The 16848-nt window shown below is 63.8% G+C and carries 16 protein-coding genes; 11 read left to right on the top strand and 5 right to left on the bottom strand.

The annotated features are described in order from the left end of the window. Positions 1–137: 137 nt before the first annotated feature. From AC0L3C_RS34715 to AC0L3C_RS34695, 5 genes are all read right to left on the bottom strand, one after another. The gene (locus tag AC0L3C_RS34715; RefSeq protein ID WP_473263227.1) at positions 138–1010 is read right to left on the bottom strand and encodes an ABC transporter ATP-binding protein; all 873 of its coding nucleotides are present in this window, start codon (positions 1008–1010) and stop codon (positions 138–140) included. Beyond that, complete coding sequence (locus AC0L3C_RS34710; protein WP_473410253.1) at positions 1007–1915, bottom strand: ABC transporter permease; 909 nt, start codon at positions 1913–1915, stop codon at positions 1007–1009. The genes AC0L3C_RS34715 and AC0L3C_RS34710 overlap by 4 nt, the downstream gene beginning before the upstream one ends. After that, positions 1912–3333, bottom strand: coding sequence for an ABC transporter substrate-binding protein (locus AC0L3C_RS34705; RefSeq protein WP_473410252.1), 1422 nt, complete (start codon positions 3331–3333; stop codon positions 1912–1914). Before AC0L3C_RS34705 ends, AC0L3C_RS34710 begins: the two co-directional genes overlap by 4 nt. 165 nt (positions 3334–3498) lie before the next feature. Beyond that, complete coding sequence (locus tag AC0L3C_RS34700) at positions 3499–4275, bottom strand: Crp/Fnr family transcriptional regulator (protein ID WP_473263230.1); 777 nt, start codon at positions 4273–4275, stop codon at positions 3499–3501. 214 nt (positions 4276–4489) lie between these two features. Next, complete coding sequence (locus tag AC0L3C_RS34695) at positions 4490–4786, bottom strand: gamma-butyrobetaine hydroxylase-like domain-containing protein (protein ID WP_247288899.1); 297 nt, start codon at positions 4784–4786, stop codon at positions 4490–4492. 208 nt (positions 4787–4994) lie between these two features. Here AC0L3C_RS34695 and AC0L3C_RS34690 point away from each other — a divergent pair, with 208 nt between their 5' ends. The 11 genes from AC0L3C_RS34690 (at position 4995) to AC0L3C_RS34640 (ending at position 16848) form a co-directional block, all read left to right on the top strand. After that, positions 4995–5768, top strand: a complete 774-nt coding sequence (locus AC0L3C_RS34690) for a ferredoxin--NADP reductase (protein ID WP_473410251.1) — start codon at positions 4995–4997, stop codon at positions 5766–5768. A 104-nt stretch (positions 5769–5872) separates the two neighbouring features. After that, entirely contained in the window at positions 5873–7615 is a 1743-nt protein-coding gene (locus AC0L3C_RS34685; protein ID WP_473410250.1) for a fumarate reductase/succinate dehydrogenase flavoprotein subunit, read from the top strand. Positions 7616–7644: 29 nt separating this feature from the next. Further along, complete coding sequence (locus tag AC0L3C_RS34680; RefSeq protein WP_007593252.1) at positions 7645–7878, top strand: 4Fe-4S dicluster domain-containing protein; 234 nt, start codon at positions 7645–7647, stop codon at positions 7876–7878. Positions 7879–7880: 2 nt separating this feature from the next. Further along, positions 7881–8858, top strand: a complete 978-nt coding sequence (locus AC0L3C_RS34675) for a HEAT repeat domain-containing protein (protein WP_473266676.1) — start codon at positions 7881–7883, stop codon at positions 8856–8858. A gap of 111 nt (positions 8859–8969) precedes the next feature. Beyond that, positions 8970–10142 carry a fumarylacetoacetate hydrolase family protein gene (locus tag AC0L3C_RS34670; protein WP_473266675.1) on the top strand — a complete coding sequence of 391 codons (1173 nt, stop codon included), beginning with the start codon at positions 8970–8972 and terminating at the stop codon, positions 10140–10142. A gap of 410 nt (positions 10143–10552) precedes the next feature. Then, positions 10553–11518, top strand: a complete 966-nt coding sequence (gene ytfQ, locus AC0L3C_RS34665; protein WP_007608422.1) for a galactofuranose ABC transporter, galactofuranose-binding protein YtfQ — start codon at positions 10553–10555, stop codon at positions 11516–11518. A 120-nt stretch (positions 11519–11638) separates the two neighbouring features. Then, positions 11639–13183, top strand: a complete 1545-nt coding sequence (locus AC0L3C_RS34660; protein WP_473410249.1) for a sugar ABC transporter ATP-binding protein — start codon at positions 11639–11641, stop codon at positions 13181–13183. Further along, complete coding sequence (locus AC0L3C_RS34655) at positions 13180–14172, top strand: ABC transporter permease (protein WP_473410248.1); 993 nt, start codon at positions 13180–13182, stop codon at positions 14170–14172. Before AC0L3C_RS34660 ends, AC0L3C_RS34655 begins: the two co-directional genes overlap by 4 nt. After that, positions 14169–15149 (top strand): galactofuranose ABC transporter, permease protein YjfF, encoded by a 981-nt coding sequence (yjfF, locus tag AC0L3C_RS34650; RefSeq protein ID WP_473266667.1) that lies wholly within the window; start codon positions 14169–14171, stop codon positions 15147–15149. The genes AC0L3C_RS34655 and yjfF overlap by 4 nt, the downstream gene beginning before the upstream one ends. Beyond that, complete coding sequence (locus AC0L3C_RS34645; RefSeq protein WP_473266665.1) at positions 15146–15925, top strand: FadR/GntR family transcriptional regulator; 780 nt, start codon at positions 15146–15148, stop codon at positions 15923–15925. Before yjfF ends, AC0L3C_RS34645 begins: the two co-directional genes overlap by 4 nt. Continuing rightward, entirely contained in the window at positions 15922–16848 is a 927-nt protein-coding gene (locus tag AC0L3C_RS34640) for a Gfo/Idh/MocA family protein (RefSeq protein WP_473266663.1), read from the top strand. Before AC0L3C_RS34645 ends, AC0L3C_RS34640 begins: the two co-directional genes overlap by 4 nt.

Here is a 16848-nt window from a genome sequence, read left to right as displayed (position 1 = left end):
GGTCCGCCTCAACGCCAAGGCACGCGATGCGCGCACCGCCTACGCCAATGCAACTTGACAACAGAGATAGTCGCTCATCCGGCGCTTCGCGCCACCTTCTCCCACAAGGGGAGAAGGGAAGTAACCGTCGAGAATCGCTAAATCACATCCGCGAGCGAATGCCCGTGCAGCTCGATGTTCAGCCCCTGCATGCCCATGTCGTTGAGCTCGCCGCCCATCGCTTTGATGCTCTCCTCGCGGATCAGCGACATCAGTCCGCGGCGCAATGCCAGGAATTCCGACGACATCATCATCGACTGCTGCCGCGGCCGCTCCAGCGGGATCGGAATTTCCGCCTTGATCGAGCCGGGGCGTGCGGTCATGCAGTAGACGCGGTCGGACAGGAAGATCGCCTCGTCGATGTCGTGGGTGACGAACAGCACCGAGATCTTCAGCCGCTGCCACATGTTGGTGAGGATCTGCTGCATGATGACCCGGGTCTGCGCGTCGAGCGCGCCGAAGGGCTCGTCCAGCAGCAACACTTTGGGTCCCGTCGCGAGCGCGCGGACGATACCCACGCGCTGCTTCATGCCACCTGAGAGTTTCTCGGGATAATGCTTTTCGAAGGCTTCGAGGCCCGCGAGCCCCAGCAGCGTGCGCGCGGCCCGTTCGCGCTGCGAGCGCGGCATGCCGCGCATCTTCAGACCGAATTCGACGTTCTCCCGCACCGTCTTCCAGGGAAACAGCGAATATTGCTGAAACACCATGCCGCGCTCGGCGCTGGGGCCGTTCACCTTCTCGCCGTCGACGGTGACGATGCCCGTGGTCGGCTTGAGGAAGCCAGCAACGGCGTTGAGCAGCGTCGACTTTCCGCAGCCGGAGGGACCGACGATCGAGACGAACTCGCCTGGATTCACATGAATCTGCGTATCGGTGACGGCTTCGACCGCCCCCTCGATGCTGTCGTAGCTGAGGGAGAAATTCTTGACCTCGATATGGCCCTGCGGTGCCTTGACAACGATCTCGCTCATCTTGACCTCCACGGCATCACCAATTGTCCGGCCCCTCGGATCAACATGCTCGATCCGAGGCCGAGCACGCCGATCGCGATCATGCCGAGCGCAATGTCGGCATACTGGACCAGCGAATAGGCCTCCCAGGTGAAATAGCCGATGCCGTACTGCCCCGAGATCATCTCGGCGGCGATCAGCGACACCCAGGCTACGCCCATGCCGACGGTGAGGCCGGTGAAGATGTGCGGGAGCGAGGCGGGAAAATACACGTCGCGGAAGATCGAGCGCTCCCGCGCGCCGAGACATTGCGCGGCGCGCACCAGCACGGGGTCGACCAGCGACATGCCGTGCAGCGTGTTGACCAGGATCGGGAAGAACGAGCCGAGGAACGTGATGTAGACGATGCTCTGCTCGTTGGTCGGCCACAGCATGATCGCCATCGGCACCCAGGCGATCGCCGGGATCGGCCGCAGCACCTCCGCCACGGGGAAGATGATCTCGTGGACGAGCTTGAAGCGGCCCATGATCAGGCCGAGCGGCACCGCGACGATCGCCGCGAGCGAGAAGCCGAAGAAGATGCGCCGGCAGCTCAAGAGGACGTGCATCAGGAATTTCGGATCGTGGATCGCCTTGGTGAAGCTCGCATAGACCGCGAGCGGCGAGGGCACGTTGGTGAAGCGCACGAAGAACACGATGCGATAGGTCGTCAGCAGATGCCAGACCAGCAGAAAAGCGAACAGTGAGATGATGCCGATCGCGGTCGCGCGCAGTCCCCCCCGGTTGAGCCGGTACCAGCGCAGTGCCAGCGTGCCGAAGGAGGGTGGGGATGCGGGTGGAGTGGAGGCGGGCATGGTGCTCGCCTCCGCGATTGCACTTGCCGGCATGCTGTCCTCGGAATGTCGGAGGAGGGCGGGACTGCTCACGTCTTGCCCCCGCCGACCGCCGCCTTCACCGCGTCGTCGAAGCCGAGCACCTTGCCGCTGATCTTGGCGGCATAGGCTTCGGCGTCCTTCTTCAACAGGAACGGCGCAACCTCGCCATTGCCGACCGCGAAGAAAGCCTGGTCGGCGAACAGCTTGATCCCGCGGGTGGTATCGAAGACGTAGGCGACGTTGATCTTCTTGCCCTTGGCCTTGTAGTCGGCATAGGCGGCGAGCGTGCAACTGGCCGACGAGAAGGGCATGATGCCTGCCTCGTCGATCCAGACCTCGCCGGCCTTGCGCGGATCGGCAATCGGCTTCTTGCAGAAGGAATCTTCGCCGGAGATCTCGTAGTTGCTGGCGCTCGCGAGCCGCGCGTCGTAGTCGAGCTTCATCTCGGCATAGGCTTTGCGGATGTAGCTGTCGTCGACCCACTTCTTCGGGTCGAACTCCTTCATCCGGCCGAGGTTCTGCAGCACCTTGACGTCGGCCGCAGCGGCGTCGATCAGCGCCGGCTTGATCGAGGGATCGGTGGTCATGTTGCCGCTGGGGCCGAGGAAGATGTAGACGACCTCCTTGTTGATGCCGGTCCATTCCTGGATTTTCTCCGCGGCGAGCTTGGGATCGTCGCGCAGCCACTGATTGGCGGCGATCAGGGCCTTGAAATATGCGACGACGACCTCGGGATATTTCTCGGCGAAATCGGTGCGCACCACGATGCCGTGGAAGGTCGGCAGATTGGTCTCGACGCCGTCAAAGATCTTTCGCGCAAAACCGCGGAACGGCAGCAGTTCGGCGAACGGAACGAAGTCGGCATGCGCGTCGATCTTCTTCTCCTGGAGATTGGTCGAGCCGACCTCCGGGCTTTGGCTGACCAGCTGGAAGAAATCCGATGCATAGCCGCGGTCCTGCATCGCCTTCAACACCATGCCGTGCGCGGCAGAGCCGAACGGCACGCTCACGAGCTTGCCCTTGAGATCGGCGAGATCGTAGTAGGGCGAGTCCTTGTGAACGACGATGCCGTTGCCGGAGCCCGACAGGCTGTAGGCAGCCATGCCGATCAGCCGGCTCTTGCTCTCCGGATTGCTGTCGAAAGTGAAGCCGTTCACGATCAGCGGATAGTCGCCCATCATGCCGATCTGCAGCTTGTTGGCCATCATCGCGTTGGTGACGGGCGGGCCCGAGGTAAAGTTCTGCCATTCCAGCTCGAACTTGATGTTGGCGTATTTGCCGTCCTTCGGCAGATATTTCTCGAGGAGATGGAGTTGGCGGATGACGACGCCGGCGGTCACCGTGTTGGTCGTGGTGTCCTGCGTTCCGATGCCGAGAGTGACGGTTTCCGCCGCGGCCGGCTGCGCGAGGAGAAGCGCCAGCGACGTCACCGACATCGCGATCGAGAGCGTGGGAAGATGGCGGACCATTCTCATCCTCATTCGGTTGGATGTGCTGTGGTTGCCATGATTGGGTGAGGGCGTGGGCAGGGCAAATCCGGAATGAGCGCCACAGTCGATTAGTTGCCGGGAAAAGCTGATTGCATAGTCCTTGGGCAGTCCTGCACTATAAAGCCGCTTGCGTGGGCACCGGTCCTAGTCAGACGCTTGCCCTCGCATCTCTTCCAGCACGTCGGGCCGGCAGACCACGATCTGGGAGCGCTTGGTCAGCACGATTCCCTTCTCCTGCATGCGCTTCAGGCTGATCGTGACCCATTGCCTGGTGGCGCCGACCATGTGGGCGATATCGGCATGGGTGAAGGCGGCGGCGATCACCCGGCCGTCGGCGTCATCGACGCCATAGAGGTCGACGAGATGCAGCAACAGATGCGCAAGGCGCTGTGTGATCGAGCGCGTTCCCAGCATCTGGGCAAGCGCCGAATAGCACTTGCCCTTGAAGGTCAGACCTTCGATCAGGCCGATCGCGAGGTTCGGAATCTCGACCGCAAGGGATCGCAGCTCCTTTCCGGGCAGATGCACCACGCTGCAATTGCTGGATGCAACGCCGGACCATTGATGCACGGTGCCTTCGAACACTTCGGGGCCGCCGACGAAATTGCCAACATGCCAATAGGCCAGCGTGATCTCGCGGCCGAGCGGGGAGGTGTAGAACACCCGGATACGGCCGCTTTCGATCAGCCAGATACCGTCATGCTTGCCACCCTGGCTGAACAGCGTCTGGCCACGGTTGAGCACTTTTCGGCGGCCCTGCTTCAGCACCAGCTCCCGCTCGCGCTGGCTGAGCTTGTCCATCAACGCCGGCGGCCCGCCGATCCATTGCTGGTTCTCGGTGAGCAGCAGCGAGGAACCGCCCGCAGGCCGGACCGTTGCGGGAGCCGTCCCGCGAACCACATTGGCCGCCTGCAACATCATCTGCCTCCGGAACGTTCAAACCGTTCTAAAGAGGAGCAATGTCCGTGCCAGATGGTCGCGTTCTCCCTGTCATCGCGCGAAAGCGGACGATCCAGTATTCCAGAGGCGTCAGTGGGAGACGGTGAGGGCGCGGCGTACTGGATTCCCCGCTTTCGCAGGGAATGACAGCGGATTTTGTGGCCGCTGTGGTGCTAATCTCACGGCTGCGTCGTGCCTACCGCCCCGCCAGGCTCAGCAAATACGGCTTCGGGTAAATCCCCCGATTATGCCCATCCGAAAACGAGATGTTCAGCCCGTAACCGAGATCGCCGATTTCGGTGATCGCGATGCCTGGAAACCGCTCGGGGAAGCGGCCGTCGAAGCGGGCGCGGGTGCAGTGGGCGCATTTGCAGGAGAGGCGGAGCGTTTCCGCCGGCAAGTCGAGCGTGTCGTCCTGAGCGGTGCGGACGCGGAGCGTCGCGAGGTCGGCGCTTGCTTCGTAATCTGCCACGGTCGGTGCCACCAAGGTCATGACGTGTCTCCGACCCTTCTCTACGTTGCCGCAGCGCTGCTGCGATAGCAACTAATTGCCAGGCGCAGGCGCAAGGCGCTGATCTTCGCTGCCTGCTGTTCGATCATCGCCCACGAAATGTGAAACTAATCGACCGGGGATTTCAGTTCGGCGTTGCCGGATTCCTGTCTCTCCGAAACCTTGTGCGCAATCGAGGTCAGGAGAGACAATGAGCGCATTTCAGAAGGAAACGGTTCTGTCGGTCAGGCACTGGACCGACAGCCTGTTCAGCTTTACCGCGACGCGCGATCCGGGCTTCCGCTTCCAGAACGGCCAGTTTGTGATGATCGGACTGGAGGTCGAAGGCAGACCGTTGCTGCGGGCCTACAGCATGGCCAGCGCCAATCACGAGGAGGCGCTCGAGTTCTTCTCGATCAAGGTGCAGGACGGTCCGCTGACCTCGCGCCTTCAGAAGATCAGGGAGGGGGACGTCATCCTGGTCGGCCGCAAGGCCACGGGCACGCTGATCACCGGCAATCTCATTCCCGGCAAACGCCTGTTGCTGCTCTCGACCGGAACGGGACTCGCGCCGTTCGCCAGCCTGATCAAGGACCCCGACGTCTACGAGAATTACGAGACCATCGTGCTCGCCCATGGCTGCCGCCAGGTCTCCGAGCTCTCCTATGGTGAGCACCTCGTCGAAGGCTTGCGCAATCACGAGTTCTTCGGGCCGCTGATCCGCGACAAGCTCGTCTACTACCCGACCGTCACCCGCGAGCCGTTCAGGAATCGCGGCCGCATCTCCGACCTGATCGCGTCGAACCAGCTCTTCGACGATATCGGTCTATCAGGCCTCGATATCGAGACCGACCGCATCATGCTGTGCGGCAGCCCGGCGATGCTGGAGGAACTCCCCGCGATGGTTTCCGCGCGAGGCTTTGTCGAGGGCAATCACAGCCGGCCCGGTCATTTCGTGATCGAAAAGGCCTTTGTCGAGCGCTGAGGCGCAAATCGCAGCCCGGCGACAACTAATTGCTATCGCCGGGACGCCTGCTGAACAAATCTGATGCAAAGGCGCCGGATCTGTCGGCGAACCAGGAGCAAGCGATGTCACTAGATCAGATCGTCGACGGACTTTCGGAAGTTTCCTGCGACGTGCTCGTCATCGGCGGCGGCACTGCCGGCCCGATGGCGGCGTTGAAGGCGAAGCTGAAGAATCCGAAGGCCAATGTCGTCCTGCTCGAAAAGGCCAACGTCAAGCGCTCCGGAGCGATCTCGATGGGCATGGACGGTTTGAACAACGCCGTCATTCCCGGCTACGCGACGCCGGAGCAGTACACCAAGGAAATCACCATCGCCAATGACGGCATCGTCGATCAGAAGGCGGTCTACAAATACGCGCAGAACTGCTACTCGATCATCGAGGAACTCGACAGTTTCGGCATCCGCTTCCTGAAGAACGAGAACGGCGACTACGCCGTCAAGAAGGTGCACCACATCGGCACCTACGTGCTGCCGATGCCGAACGGCGAGACGGTGAAGAAGGCGCTGTATCGCCAGCTTCGGCGCGCCCGCATCCTGATCTCCAACCGCTACATGGCGACGCGGCTGCTCAAATCCGCCGACGGCCGCATTGCCGGCGCGATCAGCGTCAACACCCGCACTGCCGAGATGCTGGTGATCAAGGCCAAGGCCGTGATCCTGTGCATGGGCGCCGCCGGCCGTCTCGGCCTGCCGACCTCCGGCTACATGTTCGGCACCTACGAGAACGCGGCCAATTCCGGTGACGGCTATTCCATGGCCTATCACGCCGGTGCGGCCCTGGCGAACCTCGAATGCTATCAGATCAATCCGCTGATCAAGGACTATAACGGCCCGGCCTGCGCCTATGTCGCCGGTCCCTTCGGTGCCTTCACCGCCAACAACGAGGGATCGCGCTTCATCGAATGCGATTACTGGTCCGGCCAGATGATGCTGGAATTCTATAACGAGCTGCTGTCCGGCAAGGGCCCGGTGTTTCTCCAGCTCAAGCATCTTCACCCCGACACCATCTCGGAGATCGAATCGACGTTGCACAAGGTGGAGCGTCCCACACGCGGCCTGTTCCAGCAGGGGCGTGGCGTCGACTACCGCAGCGAGTCGATCGAGATGCATATCTCCGAGATCGGTTTCTGCTCTGGTCACAGCGCGTCCGGCGTGTTCGTCGACGACAACGCGCGCACCACCGTGCCGGGCCTCTATGCCGCCGGCGACATGGCGAGCGTGCCGCACAATTACATGCTCGGCGCCTTCACCAACGGCTCGGTCGCCGGGGTGGACGCGATGGAATTCGCGGACAATCACGATTTTGCTGAGTTCGACGCCACCGAAGTCGCGAAGGAACGCGACCGGGTGATGGCGCCGACCAAACGCGAGGACGGCATTCCGCCGAACCAGATCGAGTACAAGACCCGGCGTCTCGTCAATGACTATCTCCAGCCGCCGAAAGTCACGCGCAAATATGAACTCGGTATGCGCCGGCTCGCCGAAGCGAGGGAAGACATGCAGGAGCGCATGATCGCGCGCAATGCGCACGAACTGCTCCGCGCGCTCGAAGTCCAGTCGATCATGGACTGCGCGGACATGGCTGTGCATGCCTCGCTCTACCGCGAGGAAAGCCGATGGGGCCTCTATCACTGGCGGACGGATTTCCCGGAGAAGGACAACGAGAACTGGTTCTGCCACACGCTGCTGAGCAAGCAGGACGGCAAGATGACCAGCGAGAAGCGTGCCGTGGAGCCCTATATCGTACCGGTCGCCGACGATGAGAAGGATCTCTACGACAAGCAGCGCATCCGCGCGACAGCCTGACCCGCCGCAAAAGTAACAGGAGACATACGATGCCTCTCGCTTCCTATCAGACATCGGTTCCGGTGGTCGTCGACGACGCCAAATGCATCGCGGACAAGGGCTGCACCGTGTGCGTCGACGTCTGTCCGCTGGACGTGCTGCGGATCAGCGATATGACCAACAAGGCCTACATGGCCTATGACGAATGCTGGTACTGCATGCCCTGCGAGGCGGATTGCCCGACCGGCGCCGTCACCGTCAACATTCCCTATCTCCTGAGGTAGCCATGTCGAGCCCGTTCGAATCCTACGACGATCTCGAAGATGCCGACGAGCGGCTCCAGGCCGCCGATCCAGGGGAGCGCCGCGTCGCGATCATCGCGCTCGGCCATTCCGGCGATCCCGCAGCGGTCGGCCATCTCGCCAAAATGGTCGCCGATCCCGATGCCGGCGTGCGCCAGCAGGTCGCGATGGCGCTTGGCGAGTTCGACGGACCGGAGGCCGCCAGCGCGCTGGTGAAGCTGCTGGTCGATCCTGAAAGAATCGTTGCGTCTGCCGCGGCCGACAGCATGGCGGAGTTCAAGGATCCGGCTTGCGCCGAGATCATCCTGCCGCTGGTCAAGCATGCCCACGCCTTCGTCCGCATGGGCGCCTTGCGTGCGCTGAAGGAGCTGCGCAGCAAGGATACCTTGAAACCCGCGCTGGAAGCGCTCCAGGATTCCGACGCCGCCGTGCGGGTGCAGGCGATCGGCGTGATCGGGTTCCTCAAGCTGGAGGAATCAATTCCAGCGCTGACCGCGCTGATCAACGATCCGGACGCGCATGTGCGCCGTGCCGCCGTCAGCGCGCTCGCCTTCTCGCAGATGAAGCCCGCGGCCGAGATGATCACGCGCGCGTTGAAGGATTCGGACTGGATGGTGCGGGAGATGGCCGCGGAAACGCTGGGCCTCAACGTCAACGGATCGATTGCCGCCGACCAGCTCATCGCTTCGCTCGGTGATGAGTTCTGGCAGGTGCGGCTGAAGGCAATCCGCAGCCTTGGCCGGATGAAGATCGAGCGCGCGGTTCGCCCGATCGGCAATTGCGTCAACCATGAACAGGCGAATTTGCGGAAGGAAGCCGCTGCTGCGCTCGGCGAAATCGCCCACCACGACGGCGAAGCCTTCCTTGCCGTCATCGCCGACGATCCAGATCCTGAGGTGCGCAAGAACGCGCGCTGGGCGCTTCAGCAGATCGCGGCCCGAAAAGCCCGGGCGGGGGCATAGGAGCGCGACGGGCAGCCGCGCTGGACTTCCCGTCCCAGACGTTTATTGGTCTTCGCCAATGTGATAGGCCTCCGCGAGCGCGGCCGATCCGAAAAGAGCGAGGATACGCCCATGACGACATTGACGGTAAAGGACCTTCTTCCCGAGGACGGCGCGCGGGGAACGCTTGTCGGCCGCGTCTGGCTGCCGCAGGCGAATGGCCCGGCCGTGGTCGCCGTGCGCGGCGATGGTGTGTTCGACCTCACCGCAACATTCCCGACCATCAGCACGCTCTGCGAGGAAGACGATCCGGCGAGGGCGCTTGCCGCGACCAAGGGCGAGCGCATCGGCGATCTCGAGGCTATCGTCGCCAACACGCCGCCCGATCAGCGCGATCCCAAGAAGCCGTGGCTGCTCGCACCCGTCGATCTCCAGACGCTCAAGGCGGCCGGCGTGACCTTTGCCATCTCGATGCTGGAGCGCGTGATCGAGGAGCGGGCGAAAGGCAATCCGGCCTCGGCTGAAGCGATCCGGAAGGAAGTGACGCGGCTGATCGGCGACGATCTGTCGAAGCTCAAGCCGGGCTCAGACCAGGCGATGCACCTGAAGCAGGTGCTGATGGACCAGAACGCCTGGAGCCAGTATCTCGAAGTCGGCATCGGCCCTGATGCCGAAGTCTTCACCAAGGCGCCGACCTTGTCGTCGGTCGGCACCGGCATGGATGCGGGGCTGCATCCGAAGTCGACCTGGAACAACCCCGAGCCGGAGCTGGTGCTGTTCGTCTCGAGCCGCGGCAAGATTGTCGGCGGCGCGCTCGGCAACGACGTCAATCTGCGCGACTTCGAGGGCCGTTCGGCCCTGCTGTTGTCGAAGGCCAAAGACAACAACGCCTCGTGCTCCATCGGCCCGCTGCTGCGTCTGTTCGACGACAGCTTTACCCTCGATGACGCCCGCAAGCTCGACATCAGCCTGAACGTGAAGGGGCAGGACGGTTTCGTCCTCGACGGCCATTCCTCGATCAGCATGATCAGCCGCGATCCGACCGATCTGGTCGAGCAGACCATCGGCAAGGTGCATCAATATCCTGATGGCTTCGTGCTATTCCTCGGGACCATGTTCGCGCCGGTCAAGGATCGCGACGCGCCGGGACAGGGGTTCACCCACAAACGCGACGACATCGTCACGATCTCAGCGCCCCAACTCGGCAAACTCGTCAACCGCATGCGGACCAGCGACGAGTGCGAGCCCTGGACCTTCGGCATCGGCGCGCTGATGAAGAACCTGGCGCAGCGGAAGCTGATCTAGTGCCGACCTTCTTCACCTCGCCCCGCTTGCGGGGAGAGGTCGAATTTGCGCAAAGCGCAAATTCGGGTGAGGGGGACTCTCCACGAGTCCGTCTGTCACCGATTGAGCGGAGACAGCCCCTCACCCCAACCCTCTCCCCGTAAGAACGGGGCGAGGGAGCGCACCGTCGCTCTCGCAACAGCCCGCATTATTTTCTTCATCTCCTCGTTGCATCGCTGGAACACAATCGCGCTGTGCGTGTCATATACATCACCCGTCCGCTAGCGCACGCTTTCCCCCTTAATAGTCAAATAATATGACTAGTCGGAACCAAACTTCCGTGAAATAGTCCCTTCCGCCGCCTCAAAGGTCGGCCTGTGGGTGCGATGCTACCAAACGGCGCCCCGGATAACATTTGGGAGATACGCCTGATGATCCTCAAAGCCCTCTTTGCGGCCAGCGCCACGGCCGCGTTGCTGCTCGCGCTGCCGGCGAATGCCGCCGAGCTCACCATCGGCTTCTCGCAGATCGGATCGGAATCCGGCTGGCGGGCGGCCGAGACCTCGGTCTCCAAGCAGGAGGCCACCAAGCGCAAGGTCAATCTCAAGATCGCCGATGCGCAGCAGAAGCAGGAGAACCAGATCAAGGCGATCCGCTCCTTCATCGCGCAGAATGTCGACGCGATCTTCCTCGCGCCCGTCGTCTCGACCGGCTGGGACTCGGTGCTGAAGGAAGCCAAGGAGGCCAAGATCCCGGTCGTGCTGCTCGACCGCGACATCGATCCTTCCGGGAAGGAGCTCTATCTCACCGCCGTGACCTCCGACAGCGTGCACGAAGGCGAGGTCGCCGGCGACTGGCTGGCGAAGACCGTCGGGGCAAAGGCCTGCAACATCGTCGAATTGCAGGGAACGGTCGGCGCGAGCGTCGCCGCCAATCGCAAGAAGGGTTTTGACACCGCCATCGCCAAGCATGCGAACCTGAAGGTGGTGCGCAGCCAGACCGGCGACTTCACCCGCGCCAAGGGCAAGGAAGTGATGGAAAGCTTCATCAAGGCCGAAGGCGGCGGCAAGTCGATCTGCGCGGTCTATGCGCATAACGACGACATGATGGTCGGCGCGATCCAGGCGATGAAGGAAGCTGGCCTCAAGCCCGGCAAGGAGATCCTCACCGTCTCGATCGATGCGGTCCCCGACATCTTCAAGGCGATGGTCGCCGGCGAAGCCAATGCCACAGTCGAGCTGACGCCGAACATGGCTGGCCCCGCGCTCGATGCCATCGCCGCCTTCAAGGACAAGGGCACCGTTCCGCCGAAATGGATCCAGACCGAGTCGAAGCTCTACACGCCCACCGATGATCCGCAGAAGATCTACGACAGCAAGAAGGGCCTCGGTTACTGAGGGAGTGCGTCGCCGGACGGCCGTGTGTCGGCAGTCCGGCGATCCCGCTCGAAATCGCTGCGCGAACGAACAGGCTCCGTGTCCGCATCGTCAGCGGACGCCGCTGGGAGTGAATTTGTCATGGAGAACAGCCCGGATTCCGCTGCTTCCCTGCTGGAGGTGCGCGGGATCAGCAAGAGTTTTGGTGCTGTGCGTGCGTTGCAGGAAGTCGACTTCACGCTTCGCGCCGGCGAGATCCATGCGCTGCTCGGTGAGAACGGCGCCGGCAAGTCGACGCTGATCAAGGTCGTCACGGGCGTATTTCCGCGCGATGCCGGCATCGTCAGGCTGGGCGGCGAAGAGGTCGCGCCGCGGTCGGCCAAGGCGGCGCTCCAGGCCGGCATCGCCACGGTCTACCAGGAAGTCAATTTGCTGCCCAATCTCTCGGTGGCGCAGAACCTGTTTCTCGACCGGCAACCGATGCGCTTCGGCATGGTGCGCGAAGGCGAGATGCGACGTCGCGCGAAGGCGCTGCTCGCGGATTTCGGACTCGACATCGACGTATCAGCGCCGCTTGGCAATTATTCGGTGGCGATCCAGCATGTCACCGCGATCGCGCGCGCCGTCTATCTCTCGGCGCGCGTGCTGATCCTGGACGAGCCGACCGCAAGCCTCGATCGCCATGAGGTCGAGATCCTTTTTCGCATCATGCGTCAGCTTGCCAAGCGCGGCATTGGCATCGTCTTCGTCAGCCATTTCCTCGACCAGGTCTACGAGATATCCGATCGAATCACCGTTTTGCGAAATGGTCGCTTGGTCGGCGAGCGCGAGACCGTCTCGCTGCCGCGAATCGAGCTGATCCGGATGATGCTCGGCCGCGAGCTGGCCGAGACCACCAGCGCGCGGGCCGCGACGCGCGAGCATCAGGCCCGCGAAGTCTGCGCGAGCTTCGAGAATTATGGCAAATCAGGCTATGTCGCGCCGTTCAATCTCGAGCTGCGCCATGGCGAGGTCGTCGGTCTCGCCGGCCTGCTCGGCTCGGGCCGGACCGAGACGGCGCGGCTGGTGTTCGGCGCCGAGCGCGCCGATCGCGGGCAGGCGAGGGTGGAAGGCGCGCCTGTCCGGCTTCACTCGCCGCGCGACGGCGTGCGCCACGGCTTTGGCTATTGCCCTGAGGAGCGCAAGACCGACGGCATCGTCGCCGAGCTCACCGTCCGCGAGAACATCGTGCTCGCGCTCCAGGCCAAGCGCGGTTTGCATCGGCCGCTGTCGCGACGCGAGCAGGACGAGATCGCAAGCCGTTACGTCAAGATGCTCGACATTCGCCCGCCCGATCCGGAGCGTCCCGTCGGCCTGCTGTCTGGCGGCAATCAGCAGAAGGTCCTGCTGGCACGGTGGCTTGCGACCTCGCCACGGCTGCTCGTGCTGGACGAGCCGACACGCGGCATCGACGTCGGTGCACATGCCGAGATCATCCGCCTGATACGCGAGCTCTGCGACGACGGGCTTGCGCTGCTCGTGATCTCCTCCGAGCTCGACGAGATCGTGACCTATTCGGACCGGGTCGTGGTGCTGCGCGACCGCGCGCATGTCGAAGAGCTCGCCGGCGAGGCGATCGATGTCGGCAACATTCTCGCCGCCATTGCCGCCGATAGCGTCGCCGTTGCGCTTGAGGCTCACACATGACAGCGCTGCTGCCGCGCCGCGGCCTTGCCCAGATCCTCGCATTGATCGTCATCCTCGCGGTCGACCGTGTGGTGTCGCCGCAATTCTTCGATCTGCGCCTGCAGGATGGTCGTCTGTTCGGCAGCCTGATCGACGTGCTCAACCGGGGCACGCCGGTGGCGCTGCTCTCGCTCGGCATGGTCCTGGTGATCGCGACGCGCGGCATCGATCTGTCGGTCGGTGCGGTGATGGCGATCTCCGGCGCGATCGCGGCGAGCCTCGCCGACAACCACAGTCTGACGGTGGTACTGGCTGCTGCGCTCGGTGCGGGCCTGATCTGCGGATTGTGGAACGGATTTCTCGTCGCGGTGCTCGGCATGCAGCCGATCGTGGCGACCCTGATCCTGATGGTTGCGGGGCGCGGCATCGCCCAGCTCATCACAGAGGGCCGCATCGTGACCTTCTCCTCGCCCGATCTGGTCTGGCTCGGCAATGGCTCTATTTTCGGCGTACCGGTGCCGGTCGCGATCGCGCTGGGGATGCTGATCCTCACCGGCGCGATGGTGCGCGGCTCGGCACTCGGATTGCTGATCGAGGCCACCGGCGGCAATGCGCGCGCAAGCGAGCTCGCCGGCGTCGGCACGCGCGCGATGATCTTGGCGGTCTATGTCTGGTGCGGCGTTTGCGCTGCGCTTGCCGGCGTCATCGCGGCGGCCGACATCATGGGTGCGGATGCCAACAATGCCGGCCTCTGGCTCGAGCTCGACGCCATCCTCGCGGTGGTGATCGGCGGCACCTCCCTGTTCGGCGGCCGCTTCAGTCTCGTGCTGGCCGTGCTCGGCGCGCTGATCATCCAGACCATGAACACGGGCATTCTGCTCTCGGGCTATCCGCCGGAGTTCAATTTGCTGGTCAAGGCGGTGGTGGTGCTCGCGGTGCTGCTGCTGCAATCGCCGAAGCTGTCGGGCTTTGCCGGAATCGTGGCGCGGCTGCGGAGGACCAAGGCATGAAAGGCCTGCCGCCCGTCTTCATCACGGCGATCGTGCTCGTCGCGGGGTTCGCGCTCTGCGCCATGCAGTTTCCCAACATCGCCTCCACCCGCGTGGTTGGCAATCTTCTGACCGACAACGCCTTCCTCGGCATCGTCGCGACCGGCATGACCTTCGTCATCATTTCCGGCGGCATCGATCTCTCGGTCGGCTCGGTGATCGGCTTCACCACGGTGTTCGTCGCGCTTGCGATCGAGCGCTGGGGAATGCCGCCCCTGGTCGCCTTCGTCGCCATTCTCGCACTCTCAGCGGCTTTCGGCGCGGCGATGGGCGCGGTGATCCATGTCTTCGATTTGCCGCCATTCATCGTGACGCTCGCCGGCATGTTCTTGGCCCGGGGTGCCAGCTTCCTGCTCTCGACAGAATCGGTGCCGATCACAGCACCGGTCTATTCCACCGTGTCGGACTTCGCACTGCGACTACCCGGCGGAGGGCGGCTGACGGCGGTAGCGGTCATCATGCTTACGATCGTGATCGGCGGCGCATTGCTGCTGCAGCTCACCCGGTTCGGCGCCAATGTCTATGCGCTCGGCGGCAGCCGGGCGACCGCGAGCCTGATGGGCGTCGCCGTCGGCAGGATGACGGTGAAGATCTACATGCTGTCGAGCCTGCTCGCCGGCATTGCCGGCATCGTCTTCTCCTTCTACACCAGCGCCGGCTACTCGCTCTCCGCTGTCGGCGTCGAGCTCGACAGCATCGCGGCCGTCGTCATCGGCGGTACGCTGCTCACGGGCGGGCAGGGCTCGGTGATCGGCACCTTCCTCGGCGTGCTGATCCAGGGCATGATCCAGACCTACATCAATTTCGACGGGACGCTGTCGAGCTGGTGGACCAAGATCGCGACCGGCGTGCTGCTGTTCGCCTTCATCGCCTTGCAACAGGGATTGGTCGCGCTCGCGCGCCGGCCCGTGGCAAAGCGCGCGGGAGCAGTCTCATGACCACCTCGCGCATCCTCGTCATCCCGACGCGCCGGGCGCACTCCAATCACGCGGAGGTGGCCCGCTCGATCGGCGTCGACATCATCGCCGGCCGCTATGCGGAAGGCACGCGCCTGCCGGGCGATGCCGAGATGATCGCAATGTTCGGCGTGTCGCGGCCGGTGCTGCGCGAGAGCGTCAAGACGCTGGTTGCCAAGGGCCTGCTCACCACCAAGGCCCGCGTCGGCACCGTCGTGCGCGAGCGCGTCGCCTGGAACATGTTCGACGCCGATGTGCTGGCCTGGCACCTGGACGCCGGGATCGACAAGCGCTTCCTCAACGACCTCGCCGAGATCCGCCTCGCGGTCGAGCCGCGCGCGGCCGCGCTGGCGGCGGCACAGCGGTCGGAGCAGGACGTCGTCGAGCTGCGTCGCTGCATGGAGCGGATGCGGCTTGAAGCTTCCGACTCCGTTGGCTTCGCCGATGCCGACCTCGCGCTCCATGTCGGTGTGGCGCGCGCCTCCGGTAATCTGTTCATGCGCTCGATCGGGCACGTTATCGAGGCTGCGTTGCGCGCCTCGTTCCTGCTCAGCGCACCGGTCGAACCGGAAGACCGCGACACCGTTCTGCTCTGGCATCAGAAGATCGTCGATGCCATCGCGGCCGGTGATGCAACGACTGCGTCGGAGGCGATGGTCTACGTCATTCACAACGGCATGCGCCGCCATGAGGGGACAGTGATCGAGACTGTACCGGCCGAAGCGCTGCCGTCCGCGGAAGCTGGAGAAAGATCGTGACTGAGCTTCGCATCGCCATCGTCGGCTTCGGCAAGATCGCGCGGGATCAGCATGTCGGCGCCATCGCAGCGGTTCCCGGCGCGACGCTGGCCGCCGTCGCCAGCCGCAATGCCTCGCTGCCGGATCTTCCGCATTTCGCGACCATCGAGGAGCTGCTGGAAAAAGGTCCGCCGATCGACGCGGTGTCGCTCTGCACGCCGCCTCAAGTGCGCCGCGCCCAGGCGGTCGCAGCGCTCAGGGCCGGCAAGCATGTCATGCTGGAGAAGCCGCCCGGCGCCGGAGTTGCCGAGCTCGATCCGTTGATCGCAATGGCGAGTGAGGCCAAGCGAACGCTGTTTGCGACCTGGCATTCGCGCCATGCGCCGGCAGTCGAGCCGTCGCGCGAGTGGCTCGCCGCGCGCCGCATCCGTTCCGTGCACATCAACTGGAAAGAGGACGTCCGCGTCTGGCATCCGGGGCAGGCATGGATCTGGGAGCCGGGCGGGCTCGGGGTGTTCGATCCCGGCATCAATGCGCTGTCGATCCTGACCAGGATCCTGCCCAAGCCCGTGTTCGTCACCGCGGCCGAGCTCGCCTTCCCCGCCAATTGCCAGGCGCCGATCGCCGCGAAGCTGACGCTGACCGACATCGACGGCCTGCCTGTGACCGCCGAGTTCGATTTCCGCCAGACCGGGCCGCAGAGCTGGGATATCCTGGTCGAAACCGACCAGGGCCGGATGGCGCTATCCCGCGGCGGCCGGATCATGGCGATCGACGGCAAGATCGTTGCCGAGGCGCCCGATGAGGAATATCGGGAGCTTTACCGGCGCTTCGTCACGCTCGCCGCGACCGGCGCGAGCGACGTGGATTTGGCGCCGCTTCGTCTCGTTGCGGACGCCTTCCTGCTCGGCAGGCGCACGATCGTCGAACCGTTTGTGGATTGA

The organism is Bradyrhizobium sp. WSM4872, assembly GCF_055811715.1.
The sequence above is the reverse complement of the archived record's forward strand: the minus strand, read 5'-3'. Positions and strand labels throughout refer to the sequence as shown.

What these genes read in the sequence shown, in the direction of transcription:
- AC0L3C_RS34660 (WP_473410249.1), top strand. Translation starts at nt 11,639, where the DNA reads ATGGAGAACAGCCCGGATTCCGCTGCTTCCCTGCTGGAGGTGCGCGGG.
- AC0L3C_RS34700 (WP_473263230.1), bottom strand. Translation starts at nt 4,275, where the DNA reads ATGATGTTGCAGGCGGCCAATGTGGTTCGCGGGACGGCTCCCGCAACG.
- AC0L3C_RS34690 (WP_473410251.1), top strand. Translation starts at nt 4,995, where the DNA reads ATGAGCGCATTTCAGAAGGAAACGGTTCTGTCGGTCAGGCACTGGACC.
- AC0L3C_RS34685 (WP_473410250.1), top strand. Translation starts at nt 5,873, where the DNA reads ATGTCACTAGATCAGATCGTCGACGGACTTTCGGAAGTTTCCTGCGAC.
- AC0L3C_RS34655 (WP_473410248.1), top strand. Translation starts at nt 13,180, where the DNA reads ATGACAGCGCTGCTGCCGCGCCGCGGCCTTGCCCAGATCCTCGCATTG.
- AC0L3C_RS34715 (WP_473263227.1), bottom strand. Translation starts at nt 1,010, where the DNA reads ATGAGCGAGATCGTTGTCAAGGCACCGCAGGGCCATATCGAGGTCAAG.
- yjfF (WP_473266667.1), top strand. Translation starts at nt 14,169, where the DNA reads ATGAAAGGCCTGCCGCCCGTCTTCATCACGGCGATCGTGCTCGTCGCG.
- AC0L3C_RS34675 (WP_473266676.1), top strand. Translation starts at nt 7,881, where the DNA reads ATGTCGAGCCCGTTCGAATCCTACGACGATCTCGAAGATGCCGACGAG.
- AC0L3C_RS34645 (WP_473266665.1), top strand. Translation starts at nt 15,146, where the DNA reads ATGACCACCTCGCGCATCCTCGTCATCCCGACGCGCCGGGCGCACTCC.
- AC0L3C_RS34680 (WP_007593252.1), top strand. Translation starts at nt 7,645, where the DNA reads ATGCCTCTCGCTTCCTATCAGACATCGGTTCCGGTGGTCGTCGACGAC.
- ytfQ (WP_007608422.1), top strand. Translation starts at nt 10,553, where the DNA reads ATGATCCTCAAAGCCCTCTTTGCGGCCAGCGCCACGGCCGCGTTGCTG.
- AC0L3C_RS34695 (WP_247288899.1), bottom strand. Translation starts at nt 4,786, where the DNA reads ATGACCTTGGTGGCACCGACCGTGGCAGATTACGAAGCAAGCGCCGAC.
- AC0L3C_RS34670 (WP_473266675.1), top strand. Translation starts at nt 8,970, where the DNA reads ATGACGACATTGACGGTAAAGGACCTTCTTCCCGAGGACGGCGCGCGG.
- AC0L3C_RS34705 (WP_473410252.1), bottom strand. Translation starts at nt 3,333, where the DNA reads ATGGTCCGCCATCTTCCCACGCTCTCGATCGCGATGTCGGTGACGTCG.